The organism is Phormidesmis priestleyi ULC007, from assembly GCF_003003695.1.
Taxonomy (GTDB): domain Bacteria; phylum Cyanobacteriota; class Cyanobacteriia; order Leptolyngbyales; family Leptolyngbyaceae; genus Phormidesmis_A; species Phormidesmis_A priestleyi_A.
Genome location: NZ_PVWG01000001.1, coordinates 385642 through 401138, shown reverse-complemented (window position 1 = coordinate 401138; position 15497 = coordinate 385642). Strand labels below are relative to the sequence as shown.

The following is a 15497-nucleotide window of genomic DNA, read 5'->3' as shown; positions in this document are numbered from 1 at the left end:
GGCTACGAGGTGAATCGAAACTTTCCGATAATGGATTGAAAGTCCCAGCGAATTTGATCGGCTGGATAGTCATAAAGAACGGTGAGCACCATGATCGTCTGGCGATCGCGACTCGGAAACACCACGTTATCTGCACACACTTTGTCACACCACGGGTAAGAAATCGCGGGCTGCCCTGCAAAGCTATAGCTTCTAGGAGTATCTTGGCGATTGCTGAAGTTAGACTCCGCCGTCTGTTGGCTCACCCATTCCAGAGCAGAAAGTCTATTAGGATTGCTAAACGCTGCAATCACAATGCTTCCAGTCTGATCTTTCGTTGTTGGCTGAAGCCGTATGCCGCGACTTTCTTCGGTGGCATCTAAGCGATAGCTAGGCGGATAGTCAATTTTGAACTTAAAACGCTGGCTTTGATAGGTTTGATAACCGTCTTGATTGGTCTGGGCGACCTGTGGGGAAGCAGTGACAGCGCGTGCGATCGCCGCCACATTATGAGACAAGAAGCTCAATACAATTAACGCTCCGGTCAAAAAACTGACTCGTTTAATTTGCGAAATAGTGTGTGTCATGAGAGTCATTCAAACAACAGGTTAAGAAATATGATCTTAAAAGACTGATAATTATCAAATGAGGCTATTTAAATAGTATCGATAATCTCAAAGCGATCGTCAATTTTCTGTCTCAGACTAAGCAACTCCCCAAATTTTAACCGTTTGATCTTCACTGCCACTGACTAGTAAAGGGCGATCGTGACTCACTGCGACTGCTGTCACTAAACTGGAATGCCCTTGCAATAAGCAGACTTCTCGTGCGGCGTGTAAATCCCAAATTTTGATGGTTTTGCGGCTACCGCTAATTAAGTGTCTGCCTTCGTTTACGGTCACGGACGCGATCGTTCTCGGCTGTTTTTGAGCAGGAGTCACTGGCTGCTCAGTTCTGAGACTCCAGGATTTTATAAGCTGTTGTTTGGTTCTAATCGTGAAACTGTCTTCGTCAGGGTCGATAGAAATCGCAAACACGATCGCCCAGACATTCACACTAAACAGTTCCTCTTGTGCCTGCAAATCCCAGACTTTAACTACGCCATCTCGACTGGCGCTGATGACAATCTCTTGATCAGGACGGTAGACAAAACGCCGCGTGGCGATGGCGATCGCGGTGACTCCTGCGGCGTGTCCTGCCAAGGTTGCTAGACATTCAAACAGCGCATAGGGGCTATAGTCGTCTAACGCCTTTTTTGCCTTGAGTTCACACCGCTTTTGCAGCAGCAAATACGCCACTTTTTGCACCACAAGCGACGAGTCTTGCAGCCCTTGAATCAACAGATCCAACCCGACACTGGCGCTCCCTGCTTCTCGAAGTGCAGCGATGCGCTGGTCTATGAGATCACTGGCAAACCGTCGTTTGATTCCATCTAGCCCGCCTAGCACAACACTTCCCGACGGGGCTGTCACCTGACCACCCAGCACCGCGTCATCTCTTTTGGGTTGATTTAAAGGACTGATCACACCGCCTATTCTACTGTTTGCAGCCCACAGAATCGTCAGCAGTCGGAGCCGCCAATTTTTCATATACTAGCTTGGCAACAAATGATCTGGCATCTGAACCGCCCTCGCCCTAAACCTCTCCCCAAAGAGAGGGAATAAGATTCTGGCTCCCTTCTCTTTGGGGAATAGGGTGAGAACGGAGTATTTATGCAGGAAGTCTATTGAAGCAGCAGATCCTCTAAAACGTTTCTAAAATCTTCCCGATCAAGTATGCTGAGTTCACGACTCGGTTCTGACGGGGAGCAGCCGTCAGAGGAAACAGGGAAAGTGTAGTGAAACTCTACCGCTGTCCCGCAACTGTGAAGGAAATGAAAAATTAGAAATGAAAAATTTGTAGGATGTGTGCTTCTTACCATTTTTAATTTTGCATTCTCCAAGTCAGAACGCCTGCCGAATCGCCTAACATCGTCTCATTTACGAGGTACAAAATGACGACTCAATCTTATTCTTCAGTTCAGCAAAAAATCGCACAGCGGACGCTATCAGTTCCGGTGCAATCAGCCCTTTACGTCTCACTTTTCGCACTGATCCTGTGGACTGTTTACTTCACCACCTATCCAGCTATTCACGACAAAGTGCATTCACTGCGTCACCACACTGCGCTTGTGAGTTGTCATTAGGGCTGAGATTCAGCCCATTTGTGTTGTGATTGCAGAATAAAACGATGTCAAAGTTCAAGCGTTCAGCGCTTATCAGTGTGATTTGTCTGATAGGAATGATCCTTTATGGTTGGATCGGGTTCTCCCAAACTCCCCAACCTTCTATACGATTAACAACCCGCCCAGTTGTAAGCGAGATTAAACCATTTGAAGCGGAGGCAACCAGCCCCCAACCCCCGGTGCAGTTGACACTGCAAGCAATAGATGAGTCAGGTCATTCTGTAGAAAACGCCAAGATGCGGCTGCAAATTCTGACTCGATCGCAAAACCCCTGGTTCACAACAGATTTCCCGATCTCGGAAGGCACAACGCTGTTAGATCTAGAAGCTCTAGCGCCCAAGGGTGAGCTACAGATTCAACAAATGTTGCCAATTCGAGGAACTTACCAACTGTTGGTAGATGTGATGCCGATCGTCCCCAATGCCTTTGCACCGATTCACCAAACTCTGACTCTATCGGTGCCAGAGAACTGGGTTAAATATCGTAACTTTGGCATTTTGGCAGCAATTTTGCTAGCAGCAGGGCTAGGAGGTGGTTGGTTAATTGGCAGTGGGCAACCCATTCAGCCAGGAGAAATTGCACCGCAACGGGTGAGATTGTTGCTGAGTGGCGTGACTGTGGTGGCGATCGCGGCTCTCCTCTATGTCAACATCAGCGCTGAACTGGGTCAATCTCATAGGTCGATGGCAATGTCTCACATGACAGAAGACGTGCCTACATCCGACAAGCCATCCAAAGTGCAATCTCAGGGTTTAGAGATGCAACTTTCGGGTGACTCAAGTGCTACTGTGGGTCAACTTGCTAAACTGCAAGTCGGTGTAATCGATGTCAAAACCAAGCAACCTGTCACCGATGTAGCTTTACGGATCAAAACCACACAGCTAGAAAATAATTGGGTTGCGTTTGCCTACCAGGGCATTCCAGACAGCACCGGAAAACTCGCATGGCAGCAGCAGTTCTTTGATGGTGCGCCCCATAATATTGAGGTCGAAGTTGCGCCTCAGCCAACCTCTACACGACGGTTTCAGCCATTTCAAGTCGCTCAGAATATTCCTGTAGAAGGCGTTGCGCCGCCGCTGGTTGTTCGATTGATTTCGCTTGCTTACATGACAGGAATCGTAGGCGTTGGTTTGCTGCTAGGACTGTGGCTACAGCGGCGACGAACTCAGCAGTCACCACCCACTTTGAAGCGTAGTTTTTCTTAGGAATCTGGAGCGGCTTTGTTGGGAAGCGATCGCGCTTCAACAATCAACGTCGTGCCCTCTTTGAACGATCGCTCCTTGTTTAGTATCGATTCAATCTAACTATGCACTGGCGAATGCACGAGCGATCGCGCCTGTGAATTTTGCTTTGGGGTGGGGCGATCGCGGCAAATTTATGGATGTGGGCAGTGTTCACCCTACTAACTTCTGTTTATTTATCAATCTTTCAGGTCATCAAAATCAACCGCAGTGTAAAGAATATTATCATCATAGATTCTCTTGAGAACGGCTTTAGCATCTTCATGGTTTTGAACAAAGCGGTTGGCACTGAAGAGTACAAGGTCTCTTAGTGTGTCTTCAGGCAATGAACTTTCAAGAACCTTCCTGAATGCCGCTGCTAACTCCCACTTATATTGATGGCGATCTTTTAAAACTTGCAAAGCTCTTATTGTGGCTTCAAAATAATCAGGTTCTTGGTGATAGAACCTGACAAGAAACTCACTAACAATATCTAAATCATCCTGACTAATCATTGGATTTTTCTTAACGCTCTGGGTGAGCAGTCTCTACTTTGTAAAGGCGTTTCTCGCTGTCTGTGAGTACAATAACTACAACAACATGGTTCAAGGAACCGATTGGAACCGTTTCCATATTTGAACCTAGTTCATAGCCCACACCTAAATTCTGAGAGAACTTATGCTTGATTGGCGGGCGTAATGTTGTCCCAACTTCTAAGGAACCACCATTTTTATCAGTAAAGCCTTTATCGATTTTCTCCTGATTCTGTTCTAATGCTTCCGTTACTGCTTTCTCCATGATCTTTTGATCATAAAACTTAGTCGCTCGAAAAGTTATATTCAAGTGCCATTCTGTATTCAATGCATATTCAATCGCAGATTTGTCGTCTTCTTTAATATTCAACAACCAGCGAAGCTTGCTCTGTATATCTTTCACTTGGGCTTCTAGACCTTGACCTTTATCTCCTTGAATTCTCTTCAAAATTTTCTCAAGTTTGTCTGGCTTAGCCGTTTCAGTTTGTTTCCATAATTCATCAATTGTTTTCCTTATATTTTCAATTTGCTCTTTATAGAGCTTCTCTCTTTTTTCGCGTTCCTCCCGAAATCTTTTCAGCGGCTCTTCAAGACGCTCCTTCAAGTAAACTGAATTAACTCTTGAACCATGTTTAGTTAGAAGATGTACCTTCTTATCCGCATCTTCTGATGATAAGATGTCTTCCTCATGAGCTGCAAAGCCACCAGGAGCTAGCTTGAAGGATACTCCTTTTTTACCACCCAGCTTATGTTTTGGGCCTTTCTCTTCGGGATTAATCTTGGCTTCTATATGGTATTCATCCTCAGCATCTTTGAGTAACTGAAGCGAAGTTAATTTGTACTTCGATTGAATTGTAGGCAGTTTTGTTTTGACGCTGTCGGGGGTTGCATCTTTTTCCGCCATGAGTTTATCCGCTTCACCCACACCTTGGTCAAGGTCAGCTTTCTTTTGCTGATCTGTACGCTCATCTGGTTTATCATCTTTGCTCTTGCCAAATCCAAGAAGTTTGCCAGCAGATTTGACTAAGTTGTAGGCTTTGTTAATCAGCCAATTGATCGCTTTACTGACAGGTGCCTGAACTTTCTCGATGATTTCTCGAACCTTCTTGCTGATGCCAGTGACACCCAGCAGGGCAGCCAGGAAGCTGATCACCACAGGAACGGCTTTGGAGAGGGCATTTTCTACGGCACTGGCGGCAACGCCGATCGCACCCTCGGCGATCGCGCCAACCGAATCAAGCACCGCATTAACCAGGGCAATAATCTGACTGCCCCGCTCGACAAAAAACATGATGATGTCATAGATTGCCTTGCAGGCTTTGATAAAGGCCCCAGCAGGATTGAGTAATCCGATAATCCAGGTGATTCCCGCCTTGATAATGCTGTCGCTAACGAAGGACTTGATGCCTTCAATCACCACATCCTTCAGACTGCTGAGTTGCTCTTTAATGTACTCCCACACTCCCACAATGCCCTGAGTCATTAGAATCTGGAAAATCTCGGCGGTGGTTTCCATCGTCTTGACCACTTTCTCACCCAAGGCTTTCACCGCACGGGCACGAATGAACGCCCAAGTTGCCCCCAGCACTTGCATGACCAGACTGAGAATGCTCTTCAAGTCAAAGCTCTCTGGAATCTGAATCCCGGCTTCTGCGATCGCGCCGAACAACCAGCCCATCAATCCTTTCTGCAAGTGCGAGGCAATATTTCCAACAAAGTTCATGAAGCCCTGTTTCACGCCAGCCACCAGGTTACCCAGAAAGCCGATCGGGTCTTTGATGATTTTGCCAATCACCGAGGCGGCTTTTGACAGCACATCCAAGAGCATATTTTTCAGCGCTAGGATGGTTTTGATCACTCCAGCAATGGCATCAATGGCTTTATCGACCAAGCCGCGGTTTTCGGCTTTCATCTCGTCGATGCGAGTGTCGATCGCCTGCAATTTTTCGTTATATTTTTGGGCTAAAGAATCAATCAGTTGATTTTGCTTATCGTCAACACTTTGCTCTAACTGGTCAAACTGCCCTTGGATTTTTTTGGCATCCTCCTGTAATGCTTTTCGCAAAGAGGGTTCCTGTTCTGATAGCTTCTGCTCAATTGCTTTTTTGCCCTTGGCAATTTCAGCTTTTGCCTCATTTAGCCCCTTTTCGACCAGAATGGAAACCCGATCGAGCACCGCATCCATCTGAGCAATATAAAGCTGTCTGCCCTCTTGATAAAAAGCATTCACTTCACTCGGCAAGCCCAAGAGTTTATCTTTCAACCACAGAATGCTTCCGCCTATCCTGTCATAGCGATCATCCTTGTAGGTCTTCATCCGCCGGGTAACATAATCCTCAAAATTTTGCTGGGCGGCGGTAGCCCCCGAATCAAAGGCTTGGTTGACCTCGGTGTCTAAGCGGGCGAGGCGGTCTTCAGCCGCTTTCTTGGTTTGAGCATAAGCAGTCTGAAGTTCATTCGCAACGTCCTTGCGCTTCTGCTCATCCTGGTTTTTGGCTTGCTGTTGGGCAGTGGTAGTTTTAGTTTGCGCTTGCCCGCGTACGGCGTGCATTCCAGTCAGTTGCGCCTTTGCTGTCGTGACTGCCTGCGCTTGCGCTTGCGCTAATACTCCCTGTTCACCCTGGCGATAGGCTTGAGGAGCGGTGACTGCATCTTTTTGCGCCTGTTGTTTCGCAGTTGCCGCAGTCTTAAAATCCGGCTCGTTCGATTTTTTCAGTTGGCTTTCTGTCACCTCGGCTTGAGCCATTTGTTGGTCAAGAGATTGACTTCCAGCTTGGAGGGATATCTCGGCAGCAGTTTTAGGTTTGGGCGCTGCTTGGGCGGCATTGATCGCTCTGGGAGGGGCACCCGACGGATTAGGCGGTAAGGGCGTGACGGCTTTGGACGCAATGCCGCTGGGGTCGGGGGTGCCTTTGACCTTAGCCTCGATCGCTCCTCCCGACTGCTGTTTGCTGCTAGTCACCTGTCCGGTCAGCTCACCTTTGACAGCCCCAACTTTACCGCTTTCTTTGAAATTGTCGGCTTCCTCCAGATTTTTGGGGGCAGCGGCGGCAATCTTGGCAACGAGGGCAGCTTTGAAGGCTTTGCGGTCAAAGGCTTTGGGTTGCTGCTGATCCATCTGCTGCACCTGTTTGCCTGCGGCCTTACTGGTAACATCGTTCGCAGGAGGCACTGCGGCAGTCTGAGCTTGAGCCGCTTTGCTTTTTGCAGGCTCATGGTGCTTTTGTTGTTTTGCAGCAGCTTTTGCTTTTTTGACCACTGCCTGAAAGGCTGGGTCTTGAGCAGGGGAAGTGGGCGCTTTACTGCCACTCACTTTTTGCTGGATTGTAGGACTGGAGTTTTGAGAAATGGCGATCGCCCCGTTTTTCTGCAACTGCAAGCGAGGGTGCCCAGTCCCACCTTCTGGCTGCGGCTGCACGATTTTGCGCTTCGCTACCAGAGAGGCTCCTGGGTTTTGCTGGATCGTATGGGTTAATTCGTGTGCCAGAAGCCACTTGCCTTGGCTGGTTTGGGGTTCATAGCGTCCAGCGTTGAAGAAAACATCTTGACGTAAGGTAAAGGCTTGAGCGTTGAGTTGGCGAGCAGCCTCACTGGCTTGAGAATCGGTGTGGATGCGGACATTGCTGAGGTCGTAGCCGAAGCGCGGTTCAAAAAAGGCGCGGGTGGAGTCGGGAAGGGGCTGTCCACTGCCGCGCATCGTCTGAATCCGAGTTTCTAGGTTGGAAGTGACAGCAGGCGTTGATTGGGTTGCTTTTGCCTGAATTGGTTCTTCTTCAACCTGTCGCTGAAGCATCTGAACAGGTTCTTTTTCTTCCTCAACTTGCCGTTGCAGCATTTGCACAGGTTCTTCTTTTTCTTCCTGTCGCTGCATGAGTGGCGTGACGCGTCCGATCGGGGCTGCCTGAATCGTTTCTTCTTCAGAAGGTTGGCGCTGCACGATCGGATTAGGCATCCGCATCACAGTATCGGCAACGCGATCAGCTTCTTGCTCATAGGCATCGTTGGGCTGACTGACGCTGAGTTTTGCTTGAATTAACTGAGTGACAGCCCGATTGCCGAGTTGTTGTTGCAGTTGCAGCAGTGGGTGAGAAGCATGAGTCGCGATCGGCGGTTTGGAGGTTGGCGCAGCACTCTGTTGCCGACTGCTTTCGAGGGTGGTAGTTTGATCCGATCGCTGGTCTCCCATAAAACCTTCCCGCTGATGTGAGAATGTTCAAATCCTAGCTTGCAAACTGATAGAAACACGGTTTGTGAAACCATTTGTCAAATTAATGGTTTGGGTGTGTTGCTCAAAATTTCATTCAAACTGGGCTTCTAGATGGTTAATGCGCTCTGTCATGGTGGCGATCGTGGTTTGTTGGGCTTGCATCACTTTCGTTAAAACGGCGATAACGTCCAGCGGCCCAACTGATTTTCTGTCTAAAGATGCCAGCAAATCTGGAACATCTTCTGCAATAAAGCCAGTATGACGGGTTTCTTGAGTGTCTGTTTTATAGCTAAACCTCACCGGATTGAGACCGTTTAACGCTTCGGCCGCTTCCTCAGTGGATAACTCAACAATGTTCTGCTTCAATTCACGAGATGACACAAATCTGCCATTAACAATATCAACTCCTTGGGGATAGTCATTGGCAATGTTAATAATTAACTTGTTACCGTTATCTACTAATGCTCGACAAGGTGATCCTGATGGGTTACCGCTGGGGTTGGTGCGGGCTGAGAGAATCAAATCACCTGCCCCATTGAGTGCCATTAGTCTTATGCCGCCACCGGGGTTGTCTCGTGCATCATTATGACGACCACCCCTAAACCAGCAGTAGTTATCTCCAGACCTGAAGTAAGTGGTGCCGGACTGCACACCAATGCCATAATCTTCAGCCCACAGATTGATCATTTGACGAACCGCAGCGCCAAAACTCAGGCGACCCCCAGGGATACTGACTTCGCCCCCGGTGTCTTGCAGAACCACCTTCCCAGTCGATGCAGCAGAGCGAATATACCAATCTCCCGTTGCGCCCCAGTGAACGTGCGAGAAGTTGGGACCAATATTTGGAGCATAGAATACAGCGGTGTTATTTCCCGCATTTTTTGACGAAGTTTGAACAAAAAGTTTGGCATCTGGTGTCATGTTGCCAATGCCAACATTGCCGCCCCCGGCTGGATTAGCATCGATCGTCATAATGTACTGACCTTCTGCCATATCCGCAAAATAGAAATGGCGATCGCTATGCAAACCAAACAGTAAGTTTCCACCGGGATGAGTTATTGCAGAATGAGCACTCTGACCAAATTTGATTGCTTCGTACCATCCATTCCAGGTCGTAGAGTTAGCGGTCACTGTCAAACTAGAGTTAACTTGCAGCAACCCTGAAGAATGCGTCGATCGTAGACTGCCATGCACTTTCACTTGATCGGTGTCTGCATCACCCAGTTCCAGGTCTCCCTGATGCTGTTCAATATTGCGAAAGGTGGTTGTTCCCGTTACATCCAAGTTGCCTTGCACTGTCAAGTTATTTTGAACCGTCAGCGAACCAGTCAGGGTGCTGTCACCCGCTTGTTTGACCACTCCCGTCAAGGTGGAGCCATCTCCTTGAAAAGATGTAGCTTTAACGGTGCCATTGACCTCCAGTTTGGTGGTTGGCGTAGGGTTGCCAATGCCAACATTGCCGTTGACTAGAATTGATAATTTTTCACTGGCAACCGGAGCATCTGTAAACAGGCGCAGACTCCCGGCAGTGCTAATTTTTCCGTTGCCTTGAAATTGCAGGGAGCGATCGTTATCCAATCTTAGGTCGCTCACATCTAAATCTAACAGACCCAATTCGCTGCAACTCAGTTTGGGCCATTGCTCAAAGACGGCCCCGGCGCATCTAAGTCGAACGCTGTCAAAACTTTCATCTCCAGGCATGTTTGTTCTCCAATTGTAGAATGGGCGATCGTTGTTGATATAACCAATTGTTAGGCTTTATCAGGCTGCAAAAACACTTCAGGATGAGGCGAATGAGCATTATTTTCATCAGAAGTTTTGGCATCGGTCAGGAGTTCTTCTAGCACCTGGATTGCGCCACTAATCCGCAGTAAGGTACTTCTCAAAGCTGCCTGCTTCGTCTCTAAATCTGCCAGCATTGTTTGACCTGACTCAAACTCTGCTTTCAGATCTTTGAGTCGCTGCTCGATTTGTTCTTTCATTATTTTTACCCTATTGTTTGCGAGGCATAAACTCAAACCCTAGAGAGCTACTTGTGGCTCCCTCCGCTGAGACTTCTACGGTGACTGAAACTGTTTCCAGTGACGAGGTTAGTTCAACCGTGGCTTGTCCAGTATTGGTCGTCACCCTTCTCGCCGAAAGTGCGCCTCCGGTTGTTTTGAAATTTAGCGTCAGTTCTTCCGTGAACAGGTCTCCTCTGGCATATTTGACCTCAACTGTGATGGTGGCTTTGCTTTGACCATCTGCAATCAGTTCGGGTAAATCATCGCCATCGGTGTCGATCGCGTCTGTGGCTAAGTAGAGTCTGAGCGGAGTAGGTCTGCGTTCGATGCCAACCGGGGTGCCGCTTTCATCAAACTTTGCCTGCCAGCGATCGGGGTGTAATGCGTATTTGGGAGAATCTTTCACGTGCAAAAATCCCAAGTTAGAGCGATCGCGGTCAGGATACAATTCCTCTAATGTGGGCTGTCGAGAAGTGCCGTTGTCTATCACTTCCATGGCCACACCCACTAGCTCATTAGTGCGTTTATCGTAAACAACAATCATGTTTAAATCTCCTGGTTAATGACGTTTACCATCCACCTTTCTTGGCGAGCGCCACCCCGATCGCCACCACTTTATCCGGAGGGTTTATCGTTACTTTCCCGGTTCCGTCCACAACGACGTTTACAGAAACCGCTTCACCACTTCTAAAGTTGAGAAACTTAATTGAGGCAAAAAATACGCATTCCTCTCTTGTAAAGCCAGAGGGAACAGGAATCGTTTGACCATTTTGAACCGAGGCAGACGCAAACCCAATCCCGGTGACTCTGCCGTTAATGTTGCCTGTTACATCCAAATTGCCGTTGACTTGCAGATAGTCCCACAATTTAACCACTCGCGAGATGCTGCCGCCTGTGCCCTGATTTCTGCCTAAAATCATTAGGGATTCATGACTAGCGGAGTTCTCGATCGCGGCCCAACCCGGCGTGTTACCAATTCCAGTGTGATTGTGGTCTGTTTTGGTGAAGTAAAGATCAGAGTTGCCAGCCCGAATGTCGCCACTCACATCCAATTTGCCTTGCGGTGTTGTGGTGCCAATTCCCACGTTGCCAGCGCTATAAGAAATGCTGCTGCTTGCGCCATTTTGCCACTGACTCGCTGCGACTGAGAGGTTGGTTAAGGCAGAGCCATCGCCGGAAAAGTTGCCTTGAAATAAGTTCGCTTTGACGGTGCCGCTGACTTCTAACTTGGTGGTAGGTGCTGCATTGCCAATTCCAACATTGCCGTTAGGTAAAACGGTCAGTTTTTCGGTGGCAACGGGGGTGTCAGTGAAGATACGAAGACTTCCGGCAGTGCGAATTTGTCCGTTGCCTTGAAATTGCACGGAGCGACCGCCATCCAATCTTAAGTCGCTCACATCCACATCTAACAGACCCAATTCGCTGCAACTGAGTTTGGGCCATTGCTCGAAGTCGGCTCCAGCGGTTCTGAGTCGAATACTGTCAAAACTTTCATCTCCAGGCATGGTTAGTTCTCCTAATTTAAGATGGACGATCGTTCTTCAAACAATGCTTAACTGAACATTAATGAGACTGCCAAAAAACGTCAAACTGAGGTTTACTCAGGTTCATCGGCTACACGATCGATTTGGGCAGGCGGCTCGTTCTCAGTTGCGTTCATAGCTATAGCCATTAGACAGGATTCACGACGGCACGATCGATCGGAAAGGGAATGCGATCGATGGGTATTCTGAATCGACGAGCGCCTGCTCGAAAGGTAATGCCATCTAACGAAATCCAGGCATTGTTGCCTTTCTGCATATAAACTTGTCCATTAGTCAAAATATCAATTCGACCCATTTCATTTGGGTGAGTCGCAACCGCATGTAGCTCCTGGTTTAAGGGTCGGTATCCGACAGGCAGCGTAAAGATTGTGCCAGTTCCCGCTTTAACCAATCCCTTCAAATGAACAATGCCCAAACTGTCCTTAAAGTAGGCAGCAGAATTGTAAGTAGTGTCGTAATTAACCCAGCCATTTTGTAAGGTCGGAGTTTGCCAATCTTCCTGTTCCAGGCTGGTTTCGCCACCTCGAACGACCAGTTTGCGATCGGGGGCAGTCGTGCCAATACCCACATTGCCTGTGATGTCCAAACCGCCATTGACTTGCAGATAATCCCACAGCCGCACATAGCGACCTTTGGAAGTGCCTGCCCTGCCAAGAATCATAAGCGCTTCATAGTCGGCGGCATTTTCGATCGCAGCCCAGCCCACCGTGTTGCCAATTGCAGTGTGATTGTGGTCTGTTTTGGTGAAGTAAAGGTCAGAGTTGCCAGCGCGAATGTCTCCACTCACGTCCAATTTTCCTTGCGGCGTTGGGGTGCCAATTCCCACGTTGCCAGTGCCGTAAGAAATGCTGCTGCTTGCGCCATTGAGCCACTGACTCGCGGCCACTGAGAGGTTGGTTAATCCTGAGCCATCCCCTTGAAAAGATGTGGCTTTGATCGCGCCATTAACCTCTAGTTTTGTGGCAGGTGCTGCTGCTCCAATGCCGACATTACCATCAACGATCAAGTTGTTCTGAAGCGTCAGTGCGCCTGTAATGGTGTCGCCTGTCTTTTTGACTACTCCATCCAGGGTAGAGCCATCGCCTTGAAACGAGGTTGCTTTGATTGCGCCCGTTACTTTTAGATTGACGGGTATTGATAGAGGGTCGGTTGCGATCGTCAGTTCACCTATCTCGGTACAACTGAGTTTGGGCCATTGCTCAAACTCAGCCCCAATGCGTCTGAGTCGAATACTGTCATAACTTTCATCTCCAGGCATCGGTTTTCTCCTAAACGTTTGAATTCGCCCACAATCTAACTCTCAAGCACGATGTAAATTTTGTATTTCACATCAATTGGAGTCTCGCTCAAATTAGTAAAAGTCACCGTTTGGTTGATGGTTAAATTGGGTGCTGTTCCAGCCGTACTATATTGTTGCTCCCATCGAAATTTAGCTGCGGCAGTGGGCGAAAAAGCGTACACCACTAAAAACGCGCTACTGGCTGAAGCAAGCGGGGCAGTAAAGGCGGGAATTTGCCTACTCTCGCCCCGTGGAATCGTCACAGTGTCAGTACCAGACAGCGACGAAAGGGTTTTTTTCAGCTTCTTCACAGACACAGAATTATCCGCCAAGACTGAACCCGCCGCAACGCGCACACCGCCGTCAAATGAGTCGTTTACGTTCCCTGGTATGTTGCCACTGCCATCTAGCGTGATTCTTGCCAATTGTACGACGCTACTGTCAGGCAGGGCGGTGCTGGCGACGATCGTCGGCTTTTCGGTCACTCGCGTATTGCCCACAAGGGTTGCGGGTGGCGGGGGCTGCGGGTCAGATTCCTTTTCGCCGTAAGTGATCGTGATAAACACCACTGCGTTAGCGGCAGAGGTGCTGGCGGAGGCGCTAAGGTCGATCGCAAAATTGTCCAGTAAAACGAGTTCCTGGCCTTTGCTATCGAGTGCTGTTCCTGGCGTTATGTTCAATTTTTTAGCATCGGTTTTAACGACTTGTAGCCCTTCGGCAACCCCAGAAGTGTGCAACAAACGATTGTGACGACGACGCATATCCAGGTGATATTTCTGCTCGCCTTCAAAATCGACCTCGACCAAAAACTGTTGATTAAAGTAGTTCAAACGTTGAATATCAGCCATCGGTTTCTCCTGTTTTATGCAGTAGGAATGCTTCCCAGTAGCGTGTTCACTCCGACTGTGGAGCGGCTGCCAATTTGCATCGTGTCAGTCCGAATTAAAATCGGCAATTCATAGTAGGTGTGGGCGGGTTTCTGCAAATCGACGATCGCTTGAATAATCTGCCGCTGTCGGGCTAATTCATCGGTCGAAGAAGACTTCATCGTGACTGTAATGCGAAAGCGATGAGGAGTGCCGCCGCCAATCTGAGCAGTGTCGGCGCTGATCGTAGAGGAGACGGTGGAATTGACCCCAATCTGAAACGGACGATCGGGCGCTTCCTCAATAATTGGTAACAATCCAGTGTAGATTTTCAGCAGTTGCGCCAGGTTTTCTTTGGTGCCACGACGCTGATAGAGCGGAACAATTTCCGCTAAAAATCGCTGCTGCTGTCCCGTGTCCCAATCGGCTCGTAAGCTCAGAGCAGTCCAGCCTGATAACCATTGCAGAAAGGCTTTTAAGGTTTTCTCATCGTCGGTAAACAGGGTGTCGATCGCACTGGGATCGAACAGTTTAGACAGGTTAGCGATCGTTTGTTCGAGTCCTTGTTTGGGTTCATCTTTTGCCGCATCTAGCCCGGTGAGAACCTGCTCAAACGCTAGCAAGAACTGCCCCAAAAATGGGTCTTCGCTGAAAATGGCGGGAAGGGAATTCAGGTAGCTGCTGGTGTCGGGCATGGTGATTGTTGAGGTTAATTGATGGGGCGATCGATCTGGACAGTAATATCGGTGTCAGTGAGTTTGGCGACTAATTCATAGGGTTTGATATCGATTCCAACCAATAGATTATTGTTGAGGATTCTGCGATCGACGGCATCGATTTGTAAATCAAACTTGATGTCAGTTGCAGTGTTGTCATTTGCGGTGTAGACATAATCAACGCTAGGAAGTCGATCGAGCAGTTGATAGATTTCTGAAACAAACACATTGCGACCAAAGGGCCAATTCGGTTTGTCGTCTGAAGTCAACGGCGCTAGAAATTGCTTCAACGCCTGCTTGACGGAGTTCTGAAGATCAACATCTCTGACATCGGGCAAGGGAACGACAGTGGTAATGATTTTCAGCTTGCGGAATTGGGCAGCGGCAACATGCAGGTGAGTGGTTAGCAGGCAGCGCGGCTCTAGATCTTTCTGCACGGTGGCAAGAATGTCAGGCAGTTGAGATTCAAACGCAGTTTTGGGCACGATTAGTACGCCCATGTGTCCGGCCCGATCGGTTTCAAAATCCTGCATGAGCAAATTGCGGCGCGGTAGGCACTCGGCACGGGCGACGCGATCGTCTGCTTTCAGCGCTAACTGCTCAAAATCTTTACAGGTGACAGCGCGTTCAATCTGCCGTAGCTGCTGCATGGTTTTTCGGATATCGTTTGCCAGATCGTTGGAGGGTTGCCAGTCGGGCCCGTTTAGCAGTTTGAGAAACGACCCGACATTGGCATCGGTGACGCGGTTTAGCCGATAAATCAGCAGTTCGGTTAAGTAAGCAAACAGTTCAATCAGCGTGATGCCGGGGTCAGAAGGATTGTGGTTTGTCCAGTCTGGCGCGTAGGTGGGAATCAGGCTGCGGGCTTCTTCTACTAAATCGTCGTAGGTGCGATCGTCAAGGTTAGGAAGTTGGAGGGGCATGAG

General features: G+C 48.7%; 14 protein-coding genes and 1 riboswitch. Of the genes, 2 read left to right on the top strand and 12 right to left on the bottom strand.

The window, feature by feature from the left end:
• Positions 1-2 precede the first annotated feature (2 nt).
• Positions 3-566, bottom strand: coding sequence for a hypothetical protein (locus tag C7B65_RS01810; RefSeq protein WP_073069183.1), 564 nt, complete (start codon positions 564-566; stop codon positions 3-5).
• Between the two features lie 117 nt (positions 567-683).
• Positions 684-1568 (bottom strand): WD40 repeat domain-containing protein, encoded by an 885-nt coding sequence (locus C7B65_RS01805; protein WP_073069182.1) that lies wholly within the window; start codon positions 1566-1568, stop codon positions 684-686.
• A gap of 186 nt (positions 1569-1754) precedes the next feature.
• Positions 1755-1953, top strand: a riboswitch (cobalamin riboswitch).
• A 19-nt stretch (positions 1954-1972) separates the two neighbouring features.
• Between C7B65_RS01805 and C7B65_RS01800 the strand changes: the two genes are divergently transcribed.
• Both C7B65_RS01800 and C7B65_RS01795 read left to right on the top strand, forming a co-directional pair.
• Positions 1973-2164, top strand: coding sequence for a CbtB-domain containing protein (locus tag C7B65_RS01800; RefSeq protein ID WP_073069181.1), 192 nt, complete (start codon positions 1973-1975; stop codon positions 2162-2164).
• 218 nt (positions 2165-2382) lie between these two features.
• Entirely contained in the window at positions 2383-3408 is a 1026-nt protein-coding gene (locus C7B65_RS01795; RefSeq protein ID WP_223257263.1) for a hypothetical protein, read from the top strand.
• 215 nt (positions 3409-3623) lie between these two features.
• Here the strand turns inward: C7B65_RS01795 and C7B65_RS01790 are convergent, their stop codons facing one another.
• The 10 genes from C7B65_RS01790 to C7B65_RS01745 all read right to left on the bottom strand — a co-directional run bounded on the left by C7B65_RS01790 (position 3624) and on the right by C7B65_RS01745 (position 15494).
• Positions 3624-3938, bottom strand: coding sequence for a hypothetical protein (locus C7B65_RS01790; RefSeq protein WP_073069179.1), 315 nt, complete (start codon positions 3936-3938; stop codon positions 3624-3626).
• Positions 3939-3948: 10 nt separating this feature from the next.
• Positions 3949-8142, bottom strand: coding sequence for an eCIS core domain-containing protein (locus C7B65_RS01785; protein WP_073069178.1), 4194 nt, complete (start codon positions 8140-8142; stop codon positions 3949-3951).
• Between the two features lie 111 nt (positions 8143-8253).
• Positions 8254-9864 (bottom strand): tail fiber domain-containing protein, encoded by a 1611-nt coding sequence (locus C7B65_RS01780; protein ID WP_073069177.1) that lies wholly within the window; start codon positions 9862-9864, stop codon positions 8254-8256.
• A 50-nt stretch (positions 9865-9914) separates the two neighbouring features.
• Positions 9915-10145, bottom strand: coding sequence for a hypothetical protein (locus tag C7B65_RS01775; protein ID WP_073069176.1), 231 nt, complete (start codon positions 10143-10145; stop codon positions 9915-9917).
• Between the two features lie 10 nt (positions 10146-10155).
• Entirely contained in the window at positions 10156-10710 is a 555-nt protein-coding gene (locus tag C7B65_RS01770; RefSeq protein ID WP_073069175.1) for an Ig-like domain-containing protein, read from the bottom strand.
• Between the two features lie 25 nt (positions 10711-10735).
• Positions 10736-11671, bottom strand: a complete 936-nt coding sequence (locus tag C7B65_RS01765; RefSeq protein WP_073069174.1) for a hypothetical protein — start codon at positions 11669-11671, stop codon at positions 10736-10738.
• 166 nt (positions 11672-11837) lie between these two features.
• Complete coding sequence (locus tag C7B65_RS01760; RefSeq protein ID WP_073069173.1) at positions 11838-12968, bottom strand: hypothetical protein; 1131 nt, start codon at positions 12966-12968, stop codon at positions 11838-11840.
• Between the two features lie 35 nt (positions 12969-13003).
• On the bottom strand, positions 13004-13837 hold the full coding sequence (locus C7B65_RS01755; protein WP_073069172.1) for a hypothetical protein: 834 nt from the start codon (positions 13835-13837) through the stop codon (positions 13004-13006).
• Between the two features lie 14 nt (positions 13838-13851).
• Positions 13852-14550 carry a phage tail protein gene (locus C7B65_RS01750; RefSeq protein WP_073069171.1) on the bottom strand — a complete coding sequence of 233 codons (699 nt, stop codon included), beginning with the start codon at positions 14548-14550 and terminating at the stop codon, positions 13852-13854.
• Between the two features lie 14 nt (positions 14551-14564).
• A complete protein-coding gene (locus C7B65_RS01745; protein ID WP_073069170.1) occupies positions 14565-15494 on the bottom strand; it encodes a baseplate J/gp47 family protein in 930 nt (309 codons plus the stop codon).
• Positions 15495-15497: the final 3 nt, after the last annotated feature.